We start from the raw sequence: 25,067 nt of genomic DNA, 5'->3' as shown, positions 1-25,067 counted from the left end.
GAAAAACACATTTAAAAGGAAATTAATTATGAGTGCAACACAATCAACAAACTACAATATTATCGTGATGTCAGATCCTCAGCCTTGGAGGCTAGACTTAGATAATAATGATCCTAATGATGATCAATCTCGTTGGGAATCAACGATAAAAAAAGTAAGGGATAGTATTCAATTATTACACCATGAAAAATCTTTTGTTTTTGGCATTATTAATGGTGATTTGACAGAGTTTGGTCGCCGTTATCAACGTGAAAGTTTTCGCTCTTTTTTTGCCCCTTCCCCCTTAGGGTTTATTACTTATGTTGGTCTTGGTAATCACGATTATCAAAATAACGTGGGTGATTGCTCTGAACCCAGTAATTCTGATTTAAGTATGAATGCTTGTGCGCGAGGCATGGTATTTGATATGCATTATCGTATTGAAGAATACCGTGGTTATTCGACTTCAGGTAATTTTAGATATGACAGTAGCGAATATTCAGGCAGTAAAGCGTATTCGTGGGAATATGGTGATATTCATTTTGTCCAATTACAAAATTATCCCACTTATCATGTCGTACTCGACCACTGGGCAGCATCGACCATTAATGTGACAGACTCTATTGATTGGTTAGAAAAAGATTTAATCCAAGCACGGAATCGCAATAAAACTATTATTTTAAACTTTCATGATGGTCACCAACATTTTCCTGAAAACTCCTCACAAGAAGAACTCTCATTCTTTAAATATATGCTTGAGCATTATGGCGTGAAAGCGGTGTTCGTCGGCCATACGCATTATGTTGGGCAAGATAACCGTTATGGTGGTAGTGAAATATTTGGTGATGTTCCCGTTTATAACAGTGGCGCTTTATTTAAAGGGGATTACTTATCTGTTGGAGTTAATGGCTCACAACTCTCTATTGCTGTTTATAACGGACTATCAGGACAACCTCAATTAATCGAACAATGGAACTAATTTTAAACAAGGAGTGTTTGTTATGTATTTAAACCCATTAAAAGTCGCCATTAGTCCTTCATCACTACCCGCAACACAGCCATTAATCTGTATCGACTACCAAGAACTCCAAGAAGGTATGTTGGATATGATTAACCGCAACAGTAATGTCTTACCCACCATTGTAGATAAATTCAATGAGCAAGATCCTTTAAATGCCCCCATGATTGTAGGGCAAACCGTCATCGGGCATATTATTGGCTTAATCCCTGTTGTCGGTGGTGCATTATCAAAAATCACCTCTGCGCTCTTTGGTTTGATGAATAAAAATATGAAAGATAGTTCGTTAGCTAATCAAATTATCGAACATGTCTCTCGTATTATTGACGCTAAAATCGCTGATAATAACGTTAAGATAATCAAACTTACCACAGAGGGAATATCTGACGTTTATCAGTTATTTTCTGATTCACTTGCTCGTTATCTTGATCCCACAATGCGTTATTCGGCTCAACAAAAACAAGATTTACGGGAACAAGTACTCAACCGTTTTGATGATGTCATTACTACTATTGTTTCTCAACAACCCTTAGTATTAAATTTAGCGCAATCAGCAGGCTTACCTTTTTATTGTCACTGTTGCGCCCTTTTTGTTGCGGCACACTACGATATTCTCACCAATAAAGATAAACTCGAGTTAAGTGATAATTACTTTAAAAGCAATCTAAAAACATTAAGAGAAAGTATAGATAAATTTAATAGTGCTATTCACACTACAATTTATCAGCAAACCTCTGGTGTATTTAAAGATGATTACAATAAAAGTAATACCTTTTTATCTGGTATTTATATATCAGGATTATCTTTTTATCAGACTTGGATAAAAAAGAGTTTTGAAATCGAATTTAACACTCCTTTTTCTCGTTGGAATAGCTTAGAGCTATATGGAAACGATTATAGCCATGATCCTAAAATCAGCTATTACAAAGCTTATTTTGATATAGGCAAAGATATATTACACCGAACATCAATGTTACAGAGTATCGAAACCTATTCTCATATTGATGCCGTTATTCGTATTAAACACAACTACTTAAGTATTGAAAAAATAGCAGATAGTTCTCAATATGAAGGCTGTTATGGTGTAACCGGTGATAGCCGTGATGTATTAAAAACAGAAACCTTTTTTACGCCAGATAGCAGTAAGTCATATTTATCACCCAATCAAATTTTACCTTCTGTACGTTATATTTCTGACACCCCTTGGGGCGCATTACACTATATGGTACTTGATGACGTAAACAATAATAGTTTTACCATTGGTCAAGGCGGTCGCGAGAACAAGTCTTATCTCAATATTCCTGGTTACTGTTTTAATGGCGTAAACCTTTATTTAAGCCGACATAATGGCAAACAATGCCATGATGATTCTGGTGCTTGGCTAACAGAATCGGCACCTATATTCCGTTTTTATGACGGTTATGCATCTCTTACGCTAGAAACTAAAAACCACTTACCAATACCACAAAAAAGTTACGAACTGGATTTAAATCATGGGTTTGATACGCAACTAAGTAAAGCTCAGTATGGGTATAGTGATATGCTGGTAGGTAAAAATTGTATTTTGTTAAATCAAGAAGCCTATTTTTGCTTGCCTTCAGAAGAAACTATTGGAAAAACAGATAATTCACAAAAAATGAAGGTGTTATTACAGTGCGCAGCTGAAAGTGAACAGTCACTTTCAGTTTCAGTGAGAACAGGTAATGCCATTAACGGTACCTTAATTGCTTCAAATACATTTTCACTTGGCCTAAATCAGGACAATGTCGTTTATAAAATAACGCCTCTACTTAATCATCCAGTAACAAATAGCAAAGCCTATTTTCGTACTTATCAGCTTGAATTAGACTATTTATTCATACGTGAAAACGAATCCAATCTTTATTTTTATTTACACTTTTCTAAACCTGATACGGTATTAGCGGATATTACTGTGCTGTTTTAGCCATCAATTCTAATAAAAACACCTAAGTCAAAATCACGCTTAGGTGTTTTCGTTAGCTCATTAATTTAATTGAAAATCTAATGCAACAATTAAAGGGTTCAATAGGCCTTCGGGTTTAGGGCCAATGGGTTTTACGCGTTTAACCGCCGCAATGGCCGCATTATCAAGAGAAGAAATACCTGAAGTACTTTCTATCTCAACCCTTGAAACCGCACCTTCTGATGTTAGTGAAAAACTCACCACTACCTGACCTTCATGTTGCATGCGACGCGCTTGTGAGGGATAACGTTTATGGCGCTCTATTTCTCGACGCAGTGAACTAATATAGTGATTGTCAGATTCACCTTGCCCTATCCCTTTCTCGCTTAATGCGTGACTTCTTCCTGCTAACGAGCTTGCAGTATGTTGCGTTAAGCTTTCTGCCGATGATTCAGATGTCGTTTGTGCTATTTGGTTTTCTAAATCACGCTGTTTTATTGGCTCTACTTTTTTTTGTACCACAGGCTTTTTCACTGGTGTGATTGGTTTTATGGGTATAGGTTTTTCAGGTATTTTCTTTGGTGCTTCAACAAACTCTCCTTTTTCTGCACTGGGTAAAACAATGGGCGTTTCTTGAGGTTCCGTTTCCACTAAAGGCTCCGGCACGACTGTCGATTGTTGAGGTGGTGAAAATACCACTTGATAGACAGATAATGTATTTTCTTGTTGCTGATGAATATGGTGCGCACTTTCTGTCATAGAAAGTGAACGTAACACCCAACTTAATATGGCGATATAAACTAACGATATCCCTATTAGCCAATAATAAATATTAAACGGATGCCTGACAGAAAGTGCCAACATAAATAAAAGCTCCTTACTCTCTTTTAATTAAAATTGTGCAGTCACACCGAATCGGAACGTTCTTCCTGGTGCAGGCATACCTGATCGCGTTAATGGATCAATGTAATATTCGTTTAATAAATTACTGCCCGTTATTTCAAAAGATAAATTAGGACTATATTGATAGTTAATATAGGCATCAACGGTAAAAACTTTTGCCCAACGCATCGGGTTATTATTTTGACCGTACATGTCTCTTGGTAACTTTTCTTTTAGCCATTTTTCATCTTTATTTTCTACTTCTGATGAATAGAGCCAACGGCTTCCAACTTCTAATTTATTATCTAGCCAACGAGTCCCTAAATGTAAATTAACTGAATATTTAGGTTGAATAGAAGTACGTAAAAAACCTCCAGGATAACCACCCGTCATACACTCTTTAATCCCTAATAACCCAGAAGGATCATAGTTACTAAAGGCATTTTTATCGCACACCTTATTTTTATGACTGTACACAAGAGCAGTATCCATAAAAATAAAACCGTTATCAAAACGTGCTTGAACTTCCAACCCTTCTAATTTTTGCTTTTCAAATTGCCTAATTTGCCAATTAGCATCTCTATCAAACACATTTTCAATATTGGTATAAAAATAATTTATTTTAATATCAGCATGGCGCTCTATATTAAGCCAATCGGTCAAATCAAACACAACACCAAACTCTGTACTTTTGGCTCGTTCTGGTTTTAATTTAAAGCCGTAATAACGGGCTTTTGACCCTGAAAAACCACTGGTGTCTTCAAATAAATTAGGTAATCGCAGTTGCTCAGTATAACGCCCATAAAAACGTAATATCTCGTTGGCATACACCGTCGCAGAAACTAGAGGTGAAAATGCCCCATGCTGATAGCTAGGCTCCGGTGCAAAATTATCTTTATCATCATCAAGATAAATAGGGATTGGCTTTGTCACACCCATTTCATATTTATTAACCCATTTACCTGTAATTGGGTGAACTACTTTTTCATCCATATTAAGATAACCGTTTAACAAAATATTATTACTTTTTAATAACTCTCCATTTTCATCAAACCCCCAATATAATAACTCTGTTTTCATTGGGATCATTGTAGTAGAGTTAACCACAATATTTTCATTTTCATCTCGGAGATATTCTTTATTTTCAAAATGTACTTGTTTTGAAGTTTTTATTATACGATTAATTTCTTTTTTTATATTATCAGGTAATTCTTCATAGTCTGGATGAGTTAATTTATATTCTTGTACTCCCCTTCTTTTTTCTCTAAGTTCAGAATTTCCCATTATTCTTTTATATTTTTCTGGTAATTGTTTTTCCGTAATTCCACATAGAGCACCAATTAAATAACACTCTTCCTGTGTCAATGTTCTGTTATATCTTACGATATATCCTCTAACAGAAGGCGTTCTCTCATAACCCTTTACTTTATTTTTCCGCTTATTATTTAAAAAAGTATCTGTTAAGTGATAATAGTGATATTTGCCGCCAGCAGTAATGGCTAACCAAGAAAGCGGTTTCCAATCTGTGGAAAGGGCTAAATTAATTTCATGACGTTGCCCGCCACGCCCTGAGGTAACAAAATCAAAACCTGCAGGTAAGTCTAATTCATCACTATCTAATTTTTCAAATTGATAATGACTGGAGAATGAAATGGAAAATTGGGGTGATAATTTAAATATCGAAGATAAATCAATACCGTAACGGTTATTTTCTTGATACAGAGAAGAAGTATCAATAAATCCAGTATCATAACTGAGTTCCCATTCGGTATTTCTATTAGCAAACGAATCAACTTTTTTTGGCTCTCTTGGCTTACCACCACGAGTATTGGTATGTCCTGTGGTTAAATTTCCCCACAATCTTAATAATAAATCTGCTTGTTTATCTTCTGGTTTATATTGATAAGTTAATACTCCTGCTTGTTGTGTAATATTTCCTAACGGCCATTGATTTACCAAATTTTTATCATAGCGAACCCAACTTAAACGTGATGGCATAATATCGCCAAACAGTAAATCTGTGTATCGGTAATTAATGGAAAAACGGTGCATTGATTCAGGAAATAATGTTCCCTTAACTAAAATAGAGCGACTGCGATTGGAAGTGTTCGGTACTTCATTATTTGGGCGATAAATATGAGCAATAAAAGGCAAATAAGGCTCAAAGTTTCTTCCCCCATCTTTTACATGAACTGATTCAAGTAAATCCTTATCTGTTTCACTATAATTTCTAGCATTTCTCTTTCCTGCAAAGTAATTTCCTTTTTCTCGTAATGCATAAGCAAATAATAAATTAAATTTTTCTTCTTCAAAACCTACCCCAAGACGAAATGAATAATCTTGAAAGTTTTGTATTTTACTTTTTTGAGGGGTGATTTCTAAGGCAGGATCAATAATGTAAGCATTTTGCTGATAGAATTTCGGATAATAGCGATAATCTTCAATCATATTTGTATAAACTTCTTTATACCGTGTAGCGTTATTACTAATATCTCCTTTAAAATTAATACCAAAAGAGTCACCGATAGGCACAATATCACGAATATCTAAGGTTTTTATGGCTATACCGCCACCAATCCCTGTTTTCATATCTGGGGTTAATGAAGGGCCTTTTTCAATATAGATACTACTAATCAAATTAGAATCAATATAGTTACGATTAGAGGCACCACTATAACCACGATAAACGGTAATCGCTTGCTCTGTCCCATCAACAGTAACAGGAATTCGCCCTTGCCCTTGAATACCGCGAATATTTGGATCAAGCGCCCCACCATTACGCGCTTCACCACTATAAACTCCAATTGCGCTTTTTAGTAAGTCCGCTGGCGATACCCCTTGATAACGCTCTAATAGTTCTTTGCCTAAATAAACATTAGAGACATCTTTTTCATAAACTTGAGCATACCCTTGTTTATCTTTTTCTTTATTATCTGAAATCTGAATATGACCAAGATCGGTTTTATCTTCTTTGGCTTGCAGATAAAAACACGGGGAAAATAGCGAGAGAGAAACGAAGATTGAAACAATTTTCCGCTTTCTAAAAAGCATTATATGCATTGTTTTACCTATTCAATTGATAAAGGAAGTAACTTATTTAATTAAAATTGTTTTTCTAATTTAAATAACACTTCATGTTGCTGATACTGATATAACCAATCCACATTGCTTAATCTTCGGGTATAACGTAATTCTATTGCGGGATAAAACCCTAAAATAAAGGGTGATTTATTTTTAATATTGGTTGTAAAAACAAAGCTATTATCTTTTCTTCTCTTTTTTAATAAAGGGTTATAGTTATTAAAGTGTTTAAATTGATACTGTAAAAAAAGAGATATATGCCAATCTTCTAACAATGGATAATAAACACCTATTTTTATACCATACAGCTGATAATTTAATAAAGTGTTTTTTTTACGACCTAATTGATAATTTAATTGATTAACTAAATGAACTCTATTATTTAAATAATAGTTATGATTAGCACTATAACTAAGTCGCTGACTATTTAAATTATTTAACGCTATTTGATATTTCTTTATTTTATAATCAAAAGATAAATTAATAGTTTGCTTTTTATTAATAAAATAAAAAAATTGTGTTTCACTTCCCCATGCTTGATATTCATATTGAGCTTGTGATTTTTTTATTTCGTAATAAGGTGTCATTAACCATTGATATTGAGGCTTTTGGTAGCGATAACCCAGTTGTGTATATAATGCAAAAAAATTAGCGCTACGATGAGAGTGATAATCTATATATCGTACATAATTATAAGAAGAAAAAGTATGGTGAGAATAAATGATAAAAGGCTGATAAAAAGAAAAGTAATGAGTAAGACCTGTTGATGCAATGGGTTTGGCACCTCTTAGTGTTATTTTTCTTTGAGTGGAATGCGAGACGATTTTCTCAGGTAAATCAGGTGCATGGTTAATATTATCATCATAAAAGAAGCTAAGTTGATAGAAACGTTGGCCTTGAAAATAAGAGGCTAACTTAACCCTATAAAACTCAATAGATTGGATAATATCTTTAGGTAAATCAACCATATTGCTCAGTTGATTAAGTTGTAATTGTGCTTTTTTATATTCTCGCAAATGAAAATAAAGCTGAATTAACCCTGTTTGAGCTGGGATAAAATCGGCTTTTTGTTTAAGTTGCTGCTGATAATAAAATTCAGCGTTTAAAAAATCGCCTCTATTTTGTGCCAGTAACGCCTTTGCATAATTGACAAGTAAGACTTCATATTGAGGTAGCTGTTGATAATAAAACAGTAATTTTTCTGCTTTTTGCCACTGCTGTTGTTGCAAATAGTGATAAAGTTGCTGACCAATTTCCGCGACACTTCTTTTATTAAATTGATCACGCAATAATTTATCATTATTTTCTATCGCCATACTATTCAATGATAATAAAATAAGCAGTAAAGCCAATAACCGTCTGATTAAAGGTCGATAATCATTCATGGTATATCCTTATAATAAAAACCAACCTATTCCTTAAGATTGGTTTATTTTTGATAAAAAAAAACAGATAACCCTATACCAGATTATCTGTTGCTAACATTTAGCTTAATGACCACTAATACCACTTTTAAAAGAATTAACCGATTGTATTACCAAACAAATTTATAATATTATTTTTGAAAAAATTAAGAAGCATCCGTGCTTGCTGTTGTTTCTTCACTTTCACTGCTATTTTTCGTACCACCAAAACCGATATCTTTTGTGTGATCCGAACTAAACACCACAATACCCGCTAACACTTCTGCGCTTTCACCAAAGAAAGCACCTTCAACAACCCCTGATGTTGTGCCTTCTTTCGCATCTGCAGAAAACGTTACTTGGTTATTTGCGGTATAAAGATTTCCACCTTCTAACTCAACTGTGCGTTGGCTATTCGCTAATGAACCTTCGATTTTCTTTTGTGAAAAATCAACATCAAACGTACCTGAAAGTAGGTTACTACCAGTGTATTGACTCATACCTGTTACCGTATAAGTCGCACTATCTGTCGGTAATGTGGTTGTCACATCTTTACCGACATAATAGGTTTGATGTGTCGCATCCGTTGCTGATGTTGTTTTTGCCCAGTCACCAAAATAGACATTAGCATCCGTGATTTTAGCAAAATGAAAAACGCCCATATTACTGTGACTTGAGGGAGAATTAGCATTAGGTTGAATAGTATAAACACCATGAGTATCCGCTCCACCACTCATTCTTGGCGATGTTAGCGAAGCAAAACCAATTTTTTTTCCACCTCCGACGGTACTAATACCAACACCTGGTGCACCACCAGGCATTTGATGATCACCACGTTGGATAGGATCACTTGCCCCCACTTCCATCGTCGTTAAAGGCCCGCTTTGATTAGAATGGATTTCTGCTTGTACAGCATGAGTGCCCATTAATATAAATAATGCGCATACTAATTCATTACGTTTTTTCATAATAATTTCCATATTATTTGTTTGAGGGTGTGGCTACTTATTATAAATAACAAGTAGCCACTTACAGAGATATTCATATTTTATCTTTACAGCTTCACTTTCGAATATAAAGCTTGCTGTTTCTGGCGTAGGTAATATTAAATAAATCGCTTTTATTGTAAATAACACATTTTAATTAAAAAGATTTTAATTAACCCTACTTATATGAGGAGAATTAAATTAATTAAATGATTTAACTTAATTTTTTATTTAAACACATAAAAAAACAACAAATATTCCATGTTTATTTTTGTGAACAAACTCGCAATTATTTATCTTTATTTCTTTTAAAACTAATTAATATTTATTAGGTATCTTAGCTTTATTATAAGTTATATATTGAAAATATAATCATAATTAAAATTAAAACCTTTTTTTATTCATTATATTTTATTTATTTCCTCAGAAATTATTTTTATAAAAATATCACGATCTTTATTCTGAATATTATTATTCCAAATAACACCTATTTTCCATTGTGTATACAAACCCGATAGCGGCAATAAAGTGACTTTTTGCTTGTCACAAATAAGTTCTGCATTTTTAGGCACCAATGCCATTCCTAATCCAGCAGCAACTAACGCTAACTGCGTTTGAATATCTTGCGATTGCTGTAATACACGGGGTTTGATTTGATGATGCTGCAAAAAATCATCGATTTGTTGATGCAGTTTTTTTCCTTTTTCAGGCACCAACTGAATAAGCCCAAGCGTATTAAAGTAGTGTAATGGATCATCATCAACCTCTAACACCCGAATAGTTTGCGTGGGGATTGCTAACATCAATCGCTCTTGTACTAATGAAATACCTTTTAATGGCGCTGTAACGGGTAAGCGTGAAAATGCAAGATCAAGCTCACCTAAAAGCAACTTATCTTCCATTTTGTTAGAAGGCATATCATCAATATGGACGGTAATATCAGGGTGAGCGTGATTAAATTTTGCCAATACTGGTGTAATAAAATTTAATGAGGATAAACCCAATCCTGCATAAAGTTCTGCTTTTTGGGGTTCACTTAATTGACGAGCCTGTTTTTCTAGAACTCGAGCTTCTCTCAAAACTGATTGAGATTGATTCAGTAAATACTGACCTTCAGGCGTTAATTTTGCACCATGACGTCCACGTTGAAAAAGAGTGATACCTAATTGAGATTCCAGCGTTTTTATTTGTTTAGTGAGTGCCGGCTGGCTAATACAAAGCTTTAATGAGGCTTCACCAAAATGTTCTGTTTCCGCTAAAACAACAAATGCGTTCAATAAACGTGTATCCATGATTAATCATTAATCCTACATTATTTTCCTTTATTATTATTCTAACATAAAATAAATAAATAAAATTAATAACCAAAAAATGCATTGATAAGCACTTATTCTTTACTTTTGATAACCTTTTGGAATGAAACAAGATAACAGCTAGAAATAACAGGGTTATACATCTCTGTTTCACGGAACAAATACCTTATTTTTTGGCATCATAATGGCAATCAAGGAGTATTTATGTCTGCTAAGTCCCTATTTATAATTCTTTCATTATTAGGATTATCGTTCTCTTGTTATTCAGGAGATGGACTGGTGGATAGAACATGGGGATCTTCTAGGCTTGATACGCAAAGTTATCGACAAGCATTAAGACAACCGACCGCAACCTCTCGATATACTCTTTTTAATATCACGCCAGATATGCCTGTTCCAGGTGGTGCAAGCCATTCTGATCCTCAAGGTATCCGTTATATTGCAATGAAATATGGCCCTTATGGTCAGCCTGAACACTATAAAACCTACCAAATTATGTTTTCTCACTATTCAAATAGTAGTACAAAAAAAGTTCGCTATTTAGGTGAGTTATATACTGTTGTCGGTGATATCTATTTAATTGATCCTTTTGCAACAACCAATGAATGGCAACGTGGTCGTAGCCAAATCGTTGAAGAGTACTATGAGATATTAGATGCTCACGGAAATAGAACCGGCAAAGGATTACGCTTTAATAATTGGGATAAACCAATTCATATAACTAAATGGTCATCAAATTAATATATTCTTAATCAATATTCCTTTTTATTAACTCTCTCTTAATGTCGTCATTTTTCCTTTTATTAAAATAAGTATTTTGAATATTAACCCACGTTAATACTTTCTAATTTTATATAAATAAAAAATATAAGCATATCAATAACTGACATTATTCTCTTAATTTCTATTTAATTTAATTATTTCTTTAGATAGAAGTTTAACTCACAGAAAAATTAGTTTTTATTTCACTTATCTATTTAAAATAATCATTAGCTTATGAAAATCATAGAATACTACTTCAAACAGTTTCGAACTATCGCATTACCTGATCGAGTGTATTTAAAGAATAAGTTTATTCGTAACTTAGGCTATCAACCAAACTTTAAAAAACCAACGTCACTTAATGAAAAAATCAATGCACGTATGTTATTTGATAGAAACCCAATTTATACGCGCTTAGCAGATAAAATCAAAGTCAGAGATTATGTAATAGAAAAGATTGGCCCACACTATCTGGTTCCTATCATTAACACCTATTCTCATCCTGATGAAATCGATATCACTCAACTTCCTTCACGTTTTGTACTCAAATGTAATCATGATAGTGGTAGTACAATTATCTGCCTTGATAAAGCAACGTTTGATTTTGAAAAAGCAAAGAAAAAGCTTCAATTTCATTTAAAACGTAATCTCTATCCCGTCACGCGTGAATGGCATTATAAAAATATCAAAGCTCAAATCATCTGTGAAGAATATATTGATTTATTTGACACACAAAATCCAATGATACCAACGACTTGTCGTCTTCACTGTTTTAATGGTCAGCCTCATTATGCTGAAATTGATCTTTCTGATACCAAAGGGAATGAGTATATAAATGTATATGATACAAATTGGCAGTTACAACCCATCACATTAGAAGATCCCAACACACCAGAACTTGTTGAAAAACCAATTCAATTTAAAAATATGTTGCAATTAGCCGCTAAAATGGCAAATGACTTTAATTATTGTCGAGTTGATTTTTTAATGTCTGAGAATAGGCTTATCTTTAGTGAAATGACCTTTACCCCAAATGCAGGACGTATCCCCATCAAACCTAAAGAGTGGGATTACAAGTTAGGGGCATTGTGGCCATAAAAAAGAAAAATTAAACAGGTGCCAATCGTTACATAAAAAGATTACACCTGTTTTTAAATTTTTCATTTTATTTAGTCAGTCAGTCGTTGTGGATGAGTAAAGACCGTAGCTCTTCCGCGACGGCAAAACCCCACCAGCGTAACATTATATTTATTAGCAACGTCAACCGCCAAAGAGGTCGCAGCAGAAACAGCAAATAAAATTTCTGCACCACACATAGCCGCTTTTTGTACCATTTCATAGCTTGCTCGGCTTGAGACCAATACCGCGCCTTCATGCCACTTTTCTTGTGCTTTCATACCTAAAAGCTTATCAAGTGCGACATGACGCCCGACATCTTCACATCCTCCTTGCATTTCACCTTCTGGCGACAACCAAACAGCAGCATGTGTACAACCCGTTAGCTCACCGATTTCTTGAACGGTTGTCATCTGCTCTAAGGCTTTATCAAGATTTGAAAGTGAGAACGTTTGTGTAAAAGGTAACGGTGCGATAGGTCGGAAAATCTCTTCTAGCTGTTCAGTTCCACAAATACCACAGCCAGTACGTCCTGTCATATTGCGGCGCCGCTCTTTTAATCCCATAAAGCGTCGGCTTGATAATTCAACTTGAACTTCAATGCCTCCGTTACAACTTTCCACAATTTCAATACTGCGAATTTCATTAGAAGACTCTATAATGCCCTCGGATAAAGAAAATCCGACAGCGAACAACTCTAAATTTTTAGGGCTTGCCATCATAACAACGTGAGAGATTCCGTTGTACACTAATGCAACAGGAACTTCGAGTGCAATATAATCGTCTTCTTGTATGCTAAGCGATCCTTTGTGTTGCACAATTGTTTGATCTACGCCAATGATCACACGTTTAGTTAACAATTTTGTCGATTTTGTTTCATCCATAAGATGAATTCCTAAATTTATTAATACATAATAACAATACGGGTAAAACGATTTTACACTACCTATCAGGCAATGAACCTGATCCTATTAAGGATAATAGGAATAAAAAAACAATCAGCTCCATTTTCGTGAAGAAAATCAGAGTCAGTAAAAGCAATGTATGATGAGGAGAGACCCCATGCAGGTCAGCAGAAGACAGTTCTTTAAGATCTGTGCTGGCGGTATGGCAGGTACTACAGCGGCGGCGCTCGGTTTTGCACCAGCAGTTGCGCTAGCAGGCTCACGTCAGTATAAATTACTGAGAGCCCGCGAAACCCGCAATACCTGTACGTACTGTTCTGTCGGTTGTGGACTATTAATGTATAGTCTGGGCGATGGCGCGAAAAACGCAAAAGAAACAATATTCCATATTGAAGGTGACTCAGACCATCCAGTAAACCGCGGTGCATTATGCCCTAAAGGTGCTGGTCTTGTGGATTTTATCCACAGTGAAGGTCGTTTAAAACACCCTGAATACCGTGCACCCGGCTCGGATAAATGGGTAAAACTCTCATGGGAAGAAACGTTTGATCGTATTGCGCGCTTAATCAAAAAAGACCGCGATGCCAACTTCCAGAAATTCAATAAAGAAGGTGTTGAAGTCAACCGTTGGTTAACAACGGGTATGCTTTGCGCCTCTGCAGCAAGCAATGAAACTGGGTTTTTAACTCAGAAATTCTCAAGAGCTCTTGGGATGCTGGCTGTCGATAACCAAGCGCGTGTCTGACACGGACCAACGGTAGCAAGTCTTGCTCCAACATTTGGTCGCGGTGCGATGACCAACCACTGGGTTGATATGAAAAATGCCAACCTTATCGTCGTTATGGGCGGTAATGCGGCAGAAGCACACCCTGTGGGATTCCGCTGGGCGATGGAAGCTAAAATCCATAATAACGCCAAGCTAATTGTTATTGATCCTCGCTTCACCCGTACTGCGGCTGTTGCGGATTTCTATACGCCTATTCGTTCTGGTACTGATATTACGTTCTTATCGGGCGTTATCTTATATCTGCTCGAAAATAAGAAATATCAAAAAGAATACGTTGAGGCCTATACCAACGCCAGCTTGATTGTCCGTGAAGACTATCATTTTGACGATGGTCTATTCAGTGGCTATGACGCTGAAAAACGTAAATACGACAAAACCACTTGGAACTACGAGATGGATGAAAATGGTTTCGCAAAACGCGACACCACATTACAACATCCTCGTTGTGTCTGGAATCTGTTAAAACAACACGTTAGCCGCTACACGCCTGATGTAGTTACTCAGATTTGTGGTACACCAAAAGATGATTTCTTAAAAGTCTGTGAATATATTGCTGAAACAGCAGCGAAAGATAAAACAGCATCTTTCCTGTATGCATTAGGCTGGACTCAACATACCGTTGGTGCTCAAAACATTCGTACCATGGCAATGATCCAATTACTGTTAGGTAATATGGGTATGGCTGGTGGCGGTGTTAACGCACTACGTGGTCACTCCAATATTCAAGGCTTAACTGACCTCGGCCTATTATCTCAAAGCTTACCAGGCTATATGACGCTGCCTTCTGAAAAGCAGACTTCATTAGAAACCTACTTAGCTGCAAATACGCCAAAAGCGACAGTACCGGGACAAGTTAACTACTGGGGCAATTATCCTAAATTCTTCGTCAGCATGATGAAGACATTCTATGGCGATAATGCTCAACGTGATAATGATTGGGGCTTCTCACTATTACCTAAGTGGGATAAACCTTACGATGTTCTGCAATATTTCGAGATGATGGATAAAGGTGAAGTTAATGGCTATATCTGCCAAGGCTTTAACCCTGTTGCCTCATTCCCGAATAAGAACAAAGTTATTCGTTCATTATCAAAACTGAAATTCCTTATCACTATGGATCCGCTAAACACTGAAACAGCGTGTTTTTGGCAGAATCACGGTGAAGAGAACGACGTTAAAACAGAAGATATTCAGACCGAAGTCTTCCGTCTACCAACAACCTGTTTCGCAGAAGAAGACGGTTCTATCGTTAACTCTGGTCGCTGGTTACAGTGGCACTGGAAAGGCGGTGATGCACCAGGTGTTGCTATCCCTGATGCTGAGATTTTATCTGGTATTTTCCATCGTTTACGCCAACTCTATAAAGAGGAAGGCGGTGCGATGCCAGAACAGGTGTTGAATATGACTTGGGATTACTTTGATCCTGATAATCCAACATCCGCAGAAGTTGCACAAGAAAGTAATGGTAGAGCATTAGTCGATTTAAAAGACGCTGATGGCAATATCATTCTGAAAAAAGGTCAACTGCTTAGCTCGTTTGCTCAGTTACGTGATGATGGTACAACAGCAAGTGGCTGTTGGATCTTCGCAGGTAGCTGGACAGAGAAAGGTAACCAAATGGCTAACCGTGATAACTCAGATCCATCAGGGTTAGGTAACACATTAGGTTGGGCATGGGCATGGCCTCTTAACCGTCGCATTATTTATAACCGCGCATCGGCAGACCCACAAGGTCAACCTTGGGATCCTAAACGTAAATTAATCGAATGGGATGGCAGCAAATGGACAGGTATTGATGTACCTGACTATAGCAACGCTGCACCGGGTTCTGATGTAGGGCCATTTATTATGCAGCCGGAAGGTATGGGACGTCTGTTTGCTATCGATAAGATGGCAGAAGGTCCATTCCCTGAACACTATGAGCCAATTGAAACACCATTGGGTACTAACCCACTGCACCCGAATGTGGTTTCAAACCCAGCTGCGCGTATCTTTAAAGATGACTGGGAAGATATGGGTAAAGCCGAAGATTTCCCATATGTCGGTACAACTTATCGTCTGACAGAGCATTTCCACTTCTGGACTAAGCACGCGCGCTTAAATGCGATTATTCAGCCACAACAATTTATTGAAATTGGTGAGCGTTTAGCCGCAGAAAAAGGCATTGTTCAAGGCGATACCGTTAAAGTCAGCTCAAAACGTGGTTATATCAAAGCCAAAGCGGTAGTCACTAAACGTATTAGAACCCTTGATGTTGATGGGCGCAAAGTGGATACCATTGGTATTCCTATTCACTGGGGCTTTGAAGGTGTTGCAGTGAAAGGCTTTATTGCGAATACGTTAACGCCATTCGTGGGTGATGCGAATACACAAACGCCTGAGTTTAAAGCGTTCCTTGTTAATGTGGAAAAGGTGTAAGGAGATAAATTATGTCACTGCAATCCCAAGACATTATTCGTCGCTCTGCCACCAATTCCCTTACTCCCGCGCCACAGGTGCGGGATTACAAGGAAGAAGTGGCAAAACTTATCGACGTAACAACCTGTATTGGCTGTAAAGCCTGTCAGGTTGCTTGTTCTGAATGGAACGATATTCGCGATAAAATTGGCACTAACGTTGGTGTTTACGATAACCCAACTGACCTAACGGCGAAATCATGGACAGTGATGCGCTTCTCTGAAGTTGAAGAGAACGGCAAACTGGAATGGTTGATTCGTAAAGACGGTTGTATGCACTGTGCTGATCCGGGCTGTTTAAAAGCATGCCCAGCAGAAGGTGCTATCATTCAATACGCTAATGGTATTGTTGATTTCCAATCAGAACACTGCATTGGTTGTGGTTATTGTATCGCTGGTTGTCCTTTCAATGTGCCTCGCATTAATGAAGAAGATAACCGTGCTTACAAATGTACGTTATGTGTTGACCGTGTAGAAGTCGGTCAAGAGCCTGCATGTGTAAAAACTTGCCCAACAGGCGCGATTCATTTTGGTTCGAAAGAAGCCATGATCAATCTTGCAGGTGAGCGAGTTGCAGAACTGCAAACTCGTGGTTACGACAACGCGGGTCTTTACGATCCACAAGGCGTGGGTGGTACGCACGTCATGTATGTTCTCCATCATGCTGACAAACCAAATCTGTATCATGGTTTACCAGAAAACCCAGAAATTAGCTCAACCGTTAAATTCTGGAAAGGTATCTGGAAACCATTAGCCGCTGTTGGTTTTGCCGCAACCTTCGCGGGTGCTATTTTCCATTATTTAGGTGTCGGTCCAAACCGCACAACTGAAGAAGATGAAGAAGAAGCGCTCAAAGAGATGGAAGCATCTTCTAAAACACAGACCTCTGTGAATAAGGAGGAGCAGAAATGATGAAGAAGAAAGGTGATAAAATTCTTCGCCATACCGCATCAGAGCGTATAAACCACTGGGTCGTTGTGATTGTCTTTCTGTTCACAGCAATCAGCGGATTGGGTTTCTTCTTCCCATCTCTGAACTGGTTCATGAATATTTTAGGTACACCAGAACTGTCGCGTCTGTTACACCCATTTGTGGGTAGTGCAATGGCCATTCTCTTTCTCTTTATGTTCTTCAGATACTTGAAGTATAACTTTATTGATAAAGATGACTTAGTCTGGGCTAAAAATATTCATAAAGTACTGCAAAATGAAGAAGCTGGCGATATTGGTCACTACAACCTTGGTCAGAAAGGTATTTACTGGATGTTAAGTATCAGCCTTATCTTACTGACTGTCAGTGGCATTATCATTTGGCGCCCTTATTTTGCAGAATATTTCTCGATCCCAGTGATTCGAATCGCCTTATTAGTTCACTCATTATCAGCAATCTTACTGATAATTACCGTATTTGTTCATGCTTATGCGGCGTTCTGGGTGAAAGGTTCAATTCGTAGCATGATTGAAGGCTGGGTAACTCGTGGTTGGGCTAAAAAGCATCACCCTCGTTGGTATCGTGAAATTCTCGAAGAAGAGAAAAAAGAAGCCGAAAAGCAGTCACAGAAATAATGCCCTAAAGTGTATTTCTGAACAAACGGAGGCTTGTTAGCCTCCGTTTTTTATTCAATTTACGCCCGTTTTTAAGACGTAAAAAACAATAAAATCACGCTATTATTACCCACTGTCATGGCTTCGTGTTTGCATTTGATTTATTCTGAAGCCAAATCCTGTGGGTATTCACTATAAAATTTATGATAATAGGAAGATAGAACGTTATGAGTATTCGCATCGTTCCTAAAGAGCAATTAGGTAAAGAGCAATCAGAAAAAGGAATTAGTTTTATTCCACCCGTATTATTCCCTAATCTGAAAAACCTTTATCAACGTCGTGCTGAACGTTTTCAAACACTAGCAAAAGATAATCCTTTCGCAGATTACCTTGAATTTGCGGCAGAAATTGTCAAGGCTCAAGAAAAAGCACTTCATGACAATCCATTAGTCGTCGATCTTGCCCCACTCCTTACACAGCAAGTCGGTGTAGCGCCTTTAGATAGAAAAACATTCAAACGCAGTAAACATTGGCATGCTTTATTAGCCTCGATTATTGCTGAATTACGTCCAGTTGTGCCTGAAAGTGCTACTATCACTTTAGAAAATCTCTCTAAAGCTTCTGAAACTGAATTAGAAGAAATGGCAACTGCGTTACTCAATGATGAATATTCAAAAGTCTCAGCAGATAAGTCTGTCTTTATTTGGGCAGCCTTGTCTCTTTACTGGGCACAATTAGCGGCGAATATTCCTGGTAAGGCTAAAACAGAATACGGTGAAAATCGTCAATTCTGCCCAGTTTGTAACAGTATGCCTGTGGCAAGCATGGTACAAATCGGCACAACACAAGGTTTACGCTATTTACACTGTAATTTATGTGAAACGCAGTGGCATGTTGTACGCATTAAATGCACCAACTGCGAATTAACAGGTAAATTAAATTACTGGTCTTTAGACAGCGAAAATGCGCCTGTAAAAGCAGAAAGCTGTGGTGATTGTGGAAGCTATCTGAAAATTTTATATCAAGAAAAAGATGCCAATGTGGATGCTATCGCTGACGATTTAGCGTCTATTGTTCTTGATGCAAAAATGGAAGAAGAAGGCTTTGCTCGTAGTAGCATTAATCCATTCCTGTTCCCAAATGAATAATAATTAGGTATTAGCATGACAAATGATATGCGCTCACTTTACAGCCAACTACCGTCTATTGATAAGTTACTGCACCAAGCCGACATTCAATCCCTAGTGGCTTCTTATGGTCAGACATTTATTGCAGAGCATTTACGAAAGTTACAAGAAGAAGCGCGTATCATTATTCGTCAAAAAAATGAGTTGCCACAATGGCATAACCATTGGGTGGATGAATTAAAAAATCGCATTACATTACAACGAAAATCCTCGATTAAACCTGTTTTCAATTTAACAGGTACCGTTTTACACACTAATCTAGGGCGTGCATTAATGGCAGAATCCGCCATTGAAGCAGTTAGCCAAGTTATGCGCTCACCAGCAACCTTAGAGTATTCTCTTGATGGCGCATCAAGAGGACACCGCGATCGCGCTATCGCTGATTTGTTATGTGAGTTAACAGGGGCAGAAGATGCCTGTATCGTTAATAACAACGCAGCTGCCGTATTACTGATGCTCGCCACTGTTGCACCCAATAAAGAGGTTGTTGTTTCTCGTGGTGAATTAGTTGAGATTGGCGGTGCTTTTCGTATCCCTGATGTGATGACACAAGCAGGCTGTACACTCAAAGAAGTGGGAACAACAAACCGTACTCACCTTAAAGATTATCGTAACGCCATTAATGAGAATACTGGTTTGCTAATGAAAGTTCATACTAGCAACTATTGTATTCAAGGCTTTACCGCCGAAGTGCATGGCGATGAACTTGCCGCACTTGGTAAAGAAATGAACTTACCGACTGCTATCGATTTAGGCAGTGGCTCAATGACTAATTTAGCCGCATTAGGCTTACCTTCAGAGCCAATGCCTCAAGATTATCTACAACAAGGTATCGACCTTGTTACCTTCTCGGGTGATAAATTATTAGGTGGCCCACAAGCGGGGATAATCTTAGGTAAAAAAGTATGGATTGAGGCTATTCAACGCCATCCTTTAAAGCGTGCATTACGCGTTGATAAAATGACATTAGCTGCTTTAGGCGCCACATTACGCCTTTATCAGCAACCTGAAAAAATGGCTGTTGAAATTCCAACATTACGTTTGTTAACTCGGACACAAACAGAAATTAATGACATGGCGCAACGGTTATTGCCTCATTTTCAGGCATATTATGGGGATAATTACCATATCACGATATCCTCATGTGCTTCTCAAATAGGCAGTGGTTCGTTACCTATTGAAAGCTTACCGAGTGCAGCACTTACCTTTGAAGCCAAAAATGGAAAAGGTAGCCAGTTAGATGCGTTAGCCGCGCATTGGCGTAATTTAGAAAAGCCGATTATTGGTCGAATTACTGATGGTCGCCTGTGGCTTGATCTGCGCTGTCTTGAGGATGAAAATGCATTAATACAGGCACTTTAACTATGATTTTTGCGACGGCAGGTCACGTAGACCACGGAAAAACCACACTTATACAGGCAATTACTGGGGTAGATACTACCCATTTACCTGAAGAGAAAAAACGAGGCATGACCATTGATTTAGGTTATGCCTATTGGCGTCAAGACGATGGAACTTCAATTGGTTTTGTGGATGTTCCCGGTCATGAGAAATTTCTTTCAAATATGCTTGCTGGCGTTGGAGGGATCTCTCATGCGCTATTAATTGTGGCTTGTGACGATGGCGTTATGGCACAAACCATCGAACATATTTCTATTTTACGTCTTGCTGGCTGTCCTCAAGTTACCGTTATTCTCACCAAAGCAGATCGTGTTACCCCAGAACGAATAGAAGAAGTTCGCTCACAAACAACCGAGATGTTAGCTAATTTAGGTTGGTACGATCCTCAAATTTTTACCACCTCAGCCCCATCAGGGGAGGGAATTTCAGAGCTTCGCCACTATCTTGTTGATCTGCATCAGCAAGAACAACAACACCCTCAATGGCATAAGCGTTTTCGTTTAGCAATAGACCGTGTTTTTAGCATTAAAGGCGCGGGATTAGTTGTCACAGGAACTGCGCTTGCGGGACAAATTTCTGTTGGCGATACCTTTTGGCTAACGGGTGCAGATAAACCAGTAAGAATAAGAGCCTTACATGCACAAAACCAGCCCGTAGAACGTGCGGGTGCAGGTCATCGTATTGCAATTAACATCACAGGTGATGTCAGTAAAGAAAACGTCTCTCGTGGTGACTGGTTGCTTTCTCAAGCACCTAACTATCAATCTCATAAAATATTAGTCAGTTTAATTGCGGATGAACCTTTAAAGCATTGGCAGCCTGTACATATTCACCACGGTACACGTCATATTACGGGTCGTGTTGCTCTTTTAAATGATGCTAATGAAACACCACAGTTAGCGGAGCTTATTCTAGATGAACCCCTTTGGCTGGTGGATAACGACAGACTTATCTTGCGTGATATCAGTGCTCAACGCACCTTAGCCGCAGCGAAAGTCTTATCTTTACACTCGCCACGTAGAGGCAAACGACAAGCTGAATTCCTAACTTGGTTACACCAACTTGATAATGCAGACAGCGTCAGTGCCAATTTAGCGTTATGTTTACCAAAAGGTGAACTCTCTCTAAGTCAGTTTTCTTGGGCTCAACAATTAACTGAAAGTGCGCTGACTCAGTTATTAGAAACCTTTGACCTAGTGAGCGTTGCTGGCGTTATTCTTTCCAAAGAGAATGCTGATAACGCAAAACAGAAATTACTCGATACACTTGAGGAATATCATCAACAACATAATGATCAAATGGGTGTGGGTCGTTCTCGTTTAAAACGGATGGCACTACCTACTTACCATGATGAATTGGTCTATTACTTAATTGATCAGTTACGTAAAGAAGGTGCTATTAGCCAAAGTCGGGGTTGGCTTCATCTTCCAACTCATGGTCTTGCTTTTTCTCCAGAACAAGATGCACTATGGCAAAATGCTAAAGTCTATTTTGAGCAATCTGAACCTTGGTGGGTACGTGATCTAGCAAATGAAATGAAAAGTGATGAGAAAGTGATCCGCTCATTATTACGTAAAGCAGCACAATTAGGTTTAATTATTCCAATTATTGCTGACCGCTACTATACACACCAATCAATAGAAAAATTTGCCTCTATCATTGTGAAATATAATGAAAGTAATGGCAGTGTCACCGCCGCGGACTTCCGTGATGAGTTATCTGTTGGGCGTAAATTAGCAGTACAAATCTTAGAGTATTTTGACCGCACTGGATTTACTCGCCGCAAAAAAGATCTTCATATTTTACGAGACAAAGGATTATTCTAAATCCAAATGTTAAATAGGCTAAGTAAAATTATTTAGCCTATTTAAGGTTATCGCCTACAATATTTGTAAAATATCCCCTTGATTATTTATCGCTATACTCGGAAGAGATATGAAAAAAATATTAGGATGTGCTTATCTTGCACTTATTCTTATTGCCTCACTCTTTATTGTTTTTGAGAAAGCAACGTTTGTTTATACTGCACTTCTTTCCGTAGGTGCTTATTTTATTCTTTTTTCTCTTTGTTTTCTTTTATCAGCTCGTGTCTTATTTTCGGTTATTACCACCGGCACACTTTTCCTGATAACTAAGTTTATTAATCAACTCAAAGTTCATTATTACAAAGAAACATTAATGTTCTCTGATTTTGATTTGGCTTTTGATAGCTCTAATTTAGGGACATTAGGCCATTATTGGGAAGCCGGCATTGCATTGGTTGCGATGCTAATATGGCTGATTATCAATATGTCTATTGCGTGGCATTTTTCCAAAAAATCACGCCCAGTCTTGCGTATAAGTAGCTTACTCTTAATGGTTATTGGGTTTACTACTATCCATTTCACCGTAGAAAAATGGCAAGCTGAATGGGAAGGCACACTTCCAGGAGGACGAGGTACTGTCACTAATTTAATCATGTCTGGTTACCAAACGGCTTATCACCCTCCTTATTTCAAGGAAAATGCAGATTATTTCCTTGAACAAGCGAATAAAACCTTATTGCCAGAAACGCAAACTGACATAAAACCTGATATTGTCGTTTTATTACAAGAGTCGACGGTTAATCCTCATATTTATCAATTTGATACAGATGTTGCACTGCCTGATTTATTTATGTTTCAAAAAGATGAAAATGTCAGTGCACAAAGCCCTTTACGTGTACAAACCTTTGGTGGTGGTACTTGGCTTTCTGAATTTTCAGTATTAACAGGGTTAAATACGGATGACTTTGGTGCGCGTAAAAACTCTGTATTCTATTTTGTTGTCGATAATCTTAATGAGAGTTTATTCCGCCAACTCAAAGCAGAAGGTTATTACACGGTTTTACTCACTCCGTTTAATCGTAGTGCTTACCATGCAGGTTACGCTTATGAAAAAATGGGAATTGATGAAATCATTCAACCTCAAGAGCTTGGCTACCCTGGAATATTAGAAGAAAATCTCTGGAAAATATCGACGGTAGATATGCTAGGTTACGTTGAAGAGGTATTGAAAAAACGTACTGACAAGCCACTGTTTATATTCTCATTAACCATGTATGAACATGGTCCTTATGATGAATCACACAGAGATATGTACCAAATTACAGGTCATACAGAAAGCAGTAATGCACCGGGTAAATTTAGCCACTATATGGAAAAGATCATCACCAGTGATCCAGCAATTAAAGATTTCTCTAATTTTGTTGCACAAAGAGAAAAACCGACGATGTTCCTCTATTTTGGTGATCACCAACCCAATATTGAGCTAAAAAATTATCAATCACCTTTTAATAACCCTGCGTATATTACTCAGTTCACCTTAAGAGATAATCTATCGCAAGGTGCGCCAATAACAACGGGTGAGTTAACTGATATTAGCTTCTTAGGTGGCATGATCTTAGAGCGTGCTCGTTTGCCATTATCCCCTTTCTACAAAGCAAACATTCAAATGCGCCATTTATGTGAAGGCAAATTAAATGACTGTGAAGACGAGAAATTAGTTAACAGTTATAAAAATTATATCTACGACAAACTAAAAGTCGCTGGTGATACTGATAAATAATTTTAGTAACCTTGCATAAAAGGTGATCGGGATTATAAATCTAAAAAGATAAGTAATATCAAAAAGAAAGAGGCTAAATATTTAGCCTCTTTTTATATTTTAAGAGAATAGCGTCTCGATTATTTGCGTGTTGCTACAATCACACTGGATGCTTTCACTAACGCTAAAACATCACTGCCTTTTGCCAATTTCATCTCTTGTAAGCTTTCATTGGTGATAACCGCAGTCAGTTCTAAACCTTTCGCCGTTTCTAAATGAACAGTTGAGTTCACCGCACCCTGTACGATTTGAGTCACTTTTCCTGCAAATTGGTTACGTGCAGAGAAATTTAAACCGCAATCAGGCAGTGCTAATACAACCCACGGCGCTTTAATAATCGCAATAGCTTCGCCATCTTTTTTAATATTTAAGCTTTCACAACTTTCTTTGGTGATGATTGTAGCCAGTTTCTCACCGTGTGCTAAAGATAAAATCACTTCACTATTGACGGCACCATCAATAATATCAACAACTTTACCGACTAACTGATTGCGTGCTGAAACTTTCATTTATCCACCTCTATTGTTGATGAAAAATTATATTAATAACATTATCAAGTTATTGGGATAACTTTAGCATAAATATCATTAAATAAATTATTCTTAGATCATAGATTAAAGTTTATTTATTATTTAAATAACATAACGTTATAAACAAATAGAGATAGCGAATTACAATTAACTTATTAAAGTCGAATAA

At 37.4% G+C, this 25,067-nt stretch carries 18 protein-coding genes; 11 read left to right on the top strand and 7 right to left on the bottom strand.

The window, feature by feature from the left end:
• The first annotated feature begins 28 nt into the window (after positions 1-28).
• Positions 29-958, top strand: a complete 930-nt coding sequence (locus tag JEP71_RS13795) for a metallophosphoesterase (protein ID WP_109373354.1) — start codon at positions 29-31, stop codon at positions 956-958.
• 22 nt (positions 959-980) lie between these two features.
• On the top strand, positions 981-2,942 hold the full coding sequence (locus JEP71_RS13790; protein ID WP_198626395.1) for a hypothetical protein: 1,962 nt from the start codon (positions 981-983) through the stop codon (positions 2,940-2,942).
• A gap of 60 nt (positions 2,943-3,002) precedes the next feature.
• Here the strand turns inward: JEP71_RS13790 and JEP71_RS13785 are convergent, their stop codons facing one another.
• The 5 genes from JEP71_RS13785 to JEP71_RS13765 form a co-directional block, all read right to left on the bottom strand.
• Complete coding sequence (locus tag JEP71_RS13785) at positions 3,003-3,785, bottom strand: energy transducer TonB (protein ID WP_198626394.1); 783 nt, start codon at positions 3,783-3,785, stop codon at positions 3,003-3,005.
• 27 nt (positions 3,786-3,812) lie between these two features.
• The gene (locus JEP71_RS13780; protein ID WP_198620288.1) at positions 3,813-6,863 is read right to left on the bottom strand and encodes a TonB-dependent receptor domain-containing protein; all 3,051 of its coding nucleotides are present in this window, start codon (positions 6,861-6,863) and stop codon (positions 3,813-3,815) included.
• Positions 6,864-6,904: 41 nt separating this feature from the next.
• Complete coding sequence (locus tag JEP71_RS13775; protein WP_232797630.1) at positions 6,905-8,269, bottom strand: surface lipoprotein assembly modifier; 1,365 nt, start codon at positions 8,267-8,269, stop codon at positions 6,905-6,907.
• A 185-nt stretch (positions 8,270-8,454) separates the two neighbouring features.
• Positions 8,455-9,255: a Slam-dependent surface lipoprotein gene (locus JEP71_RS13770; protein ID WP_198626393.1), complete on the bottom strand. Its 801-nt coding sequence runs from the start codon at positions 9,253-9,255 to the stop codon at positions 8,455-8,457.
• Positions 9,256-9,677: 422 nt separating this feature from the next.
• Complete coding sequence (locus tag JEP71_RS13765; protein ID WP_198620286.1) at positions 9,678-10,565, bottom strand: LysR family transcriptional regulator; 888 nt, start codon at positions 10,563-10,565, stop codon at positions 9,678-9,680.
• 225 nt (positions 10,566-10,790) lie between these two features.
• Between JEP71_RS13765 and umoA the strand changes: the two genes are divergently transcribed.
• Together umoA and JEP71_RS13755 are read left to right on the top strand one after the other, a co-directional pair.
• A complete protein-coding gene (gene umoA / locus JEP71_RS13760; RefSeq protein WP_109373348.1) occupies positions 10,791-11,327 on the top strand; it encodes a UmoA family flagellar biogenesis regulator in 537 nt (178 codons plus the stop codon).
• 255 nt (positions 11,328-11,582) lie between these two features.
• On the top strand, positions 11,583-12,446 hold the full coding sequence (locus JEP71_RS13755) for an ATP-grasp fold amidoligase family protein (RefSeq protein ID WP_198620285.1): 864 nt from the start codon (positions 11,583-11,585) through the stop codon (positions 12,444-12,446).
• A gap of 71 nt (positions 12,447-12,517) precedes the next feature.
• Here the strand turns inward: JEP71_RS13755 and fdhD are convergent, their stop codons facing one another.
• The gene (fdhD, locus tag JEP71_RS13750) at positions 12,518-13,348 is read right to left on the bottom strand and encodes a formate dehydrogenase accessory sulfurtransferase FdhD (protein ID WP_198620284.1); all 831 of its coding nucleotides are present in this window, start codon (positions 13,346-13,348) and stop codon (positions 12,518-12,520) included.
• A gap of 178 nt (positions 13,349-13,526) precedes the next feature.
• Between fdhD and fdnG the strand changes: the two genes are divergently transcribed.
• The 7 genes from fdnG (at position 13,527) to JEP71_RS13715 (ending at position 24,329) form a co-directional block, all read left to right on the top strand.
• Positions 13,527-16,574, top strand: coding sequence for a formate dehydrogenase-N subunit alpha (fdnG, locus tag JEP71_RS13745; protein WP_198620283.1), 3,048 nt, complete (start codon positions 13,527-13,529; stop codon positions 16,572-16,574).
• A gap of 11 nt (positions 16,575-16,585) precedes the next feature.
• Positions 16,586-17,524 carry a formate dehydrogenase subunit beta gene (gene fdxH / locus JEP71_RS13740; RefSeq protein WP_023583348.1) on the top strand — a complete coding sequence of 313 codons (939 nt, stop codon included), beginning with the start codon at positions 16,586-16,588 and terminating at the stop codon, positions 17,522-17,524.
• Positions 17,521-18,177, top strand: a complete 657-nt coding sequence (gene fdoI / locus JEP71_RS13735; RefSeq protein ID WP_109373343.1) for a formate dehydrogenase cytochrome b556 subunit — start codon at positions 17,521-17,523, stop codon at positions 18,175-18,177. Before fdxH ends, fdoI begins: the two co-directional genes overlap by 4 nt.
• Before the next feature lie 206 nt (positions 18,178-18,383).
• Complete coding sequence (gene fdhE, locus JEP71_RS13730; RefSeq protein ID WP_109373342.1) at positions 18,384-19,304, top strand: formate dehydrogenase accessory protein FdhE; 921 nt, start codon at positions 18,384-18,386, stop codon at positions 19,302-19,304.
• Between the two features lie 15 nt (positions 19,305-19,319).
• Positions 19,320-20,705 (top strand): L-seryl-tRNA(Sec) selenium transferase, encoded by a 1,386-nt coding sequence (gene selA, locus JEP71_RS13725; RefSeq protein WP_198626392.1) that lies wholly within the window; start codon positions 19,320-19,322, stop codon positions 20,703-20,705.
• 2 nt (positions 20,706-20,707) lie between these two features.
• On the top strand, positions 20,708-22,570 hold the full coding sequence (gene selB, locus JEP71_RS13720) for a selenocysteine-specific translation elongation factor (RefSeq protein ID WP_198626391.1): 1,863 nt from the start codon (positions 20,708-20,710) through the stop codon (positions 22,568-22,570).
• A 109-nt stretch (positions 22,571-22,679) separates the two neighbouring features.
• Positions 22,680-24,329, top strand: a complete 1,650-nt coding sequence (locus JEP71_RS13715; protein ID WP_198626390.1) for an LTA synthase family protein — start codon at positions 22,680-22,682, stop codon at positions 24,327-24,329.
• Between the two features lie 119 nt (positions 24,330-24,448).
• Here JEP71_RS13715 and JEP71_RS13710 read toward each other — a convergent pair whose 3' ends face one another.
• A complete protein-coding gene (locus tag JEP71_RS13710) occupies positions 24,449-24,877 on the bottom strand; it encodes a TOBE domain-containing protein (protein WP_196533626.1) in 429 nt (142 codons plus the stop codon).
• Positions 24,878-25,067: the final 190 nt, after the last annotated feature.

This window comes from Proteus sp. PR00224, assembly GCF_016238105.1.
Classification (GTDB): domain Bacteria; phylum Pseudomonadota; class Gammaproteobacteria; order Enterobacterales; family Enterobacteriaceae; genus Proteus.
This window is presented reverse-complemented; position numbering and strand designations above follow the sequence as displayed.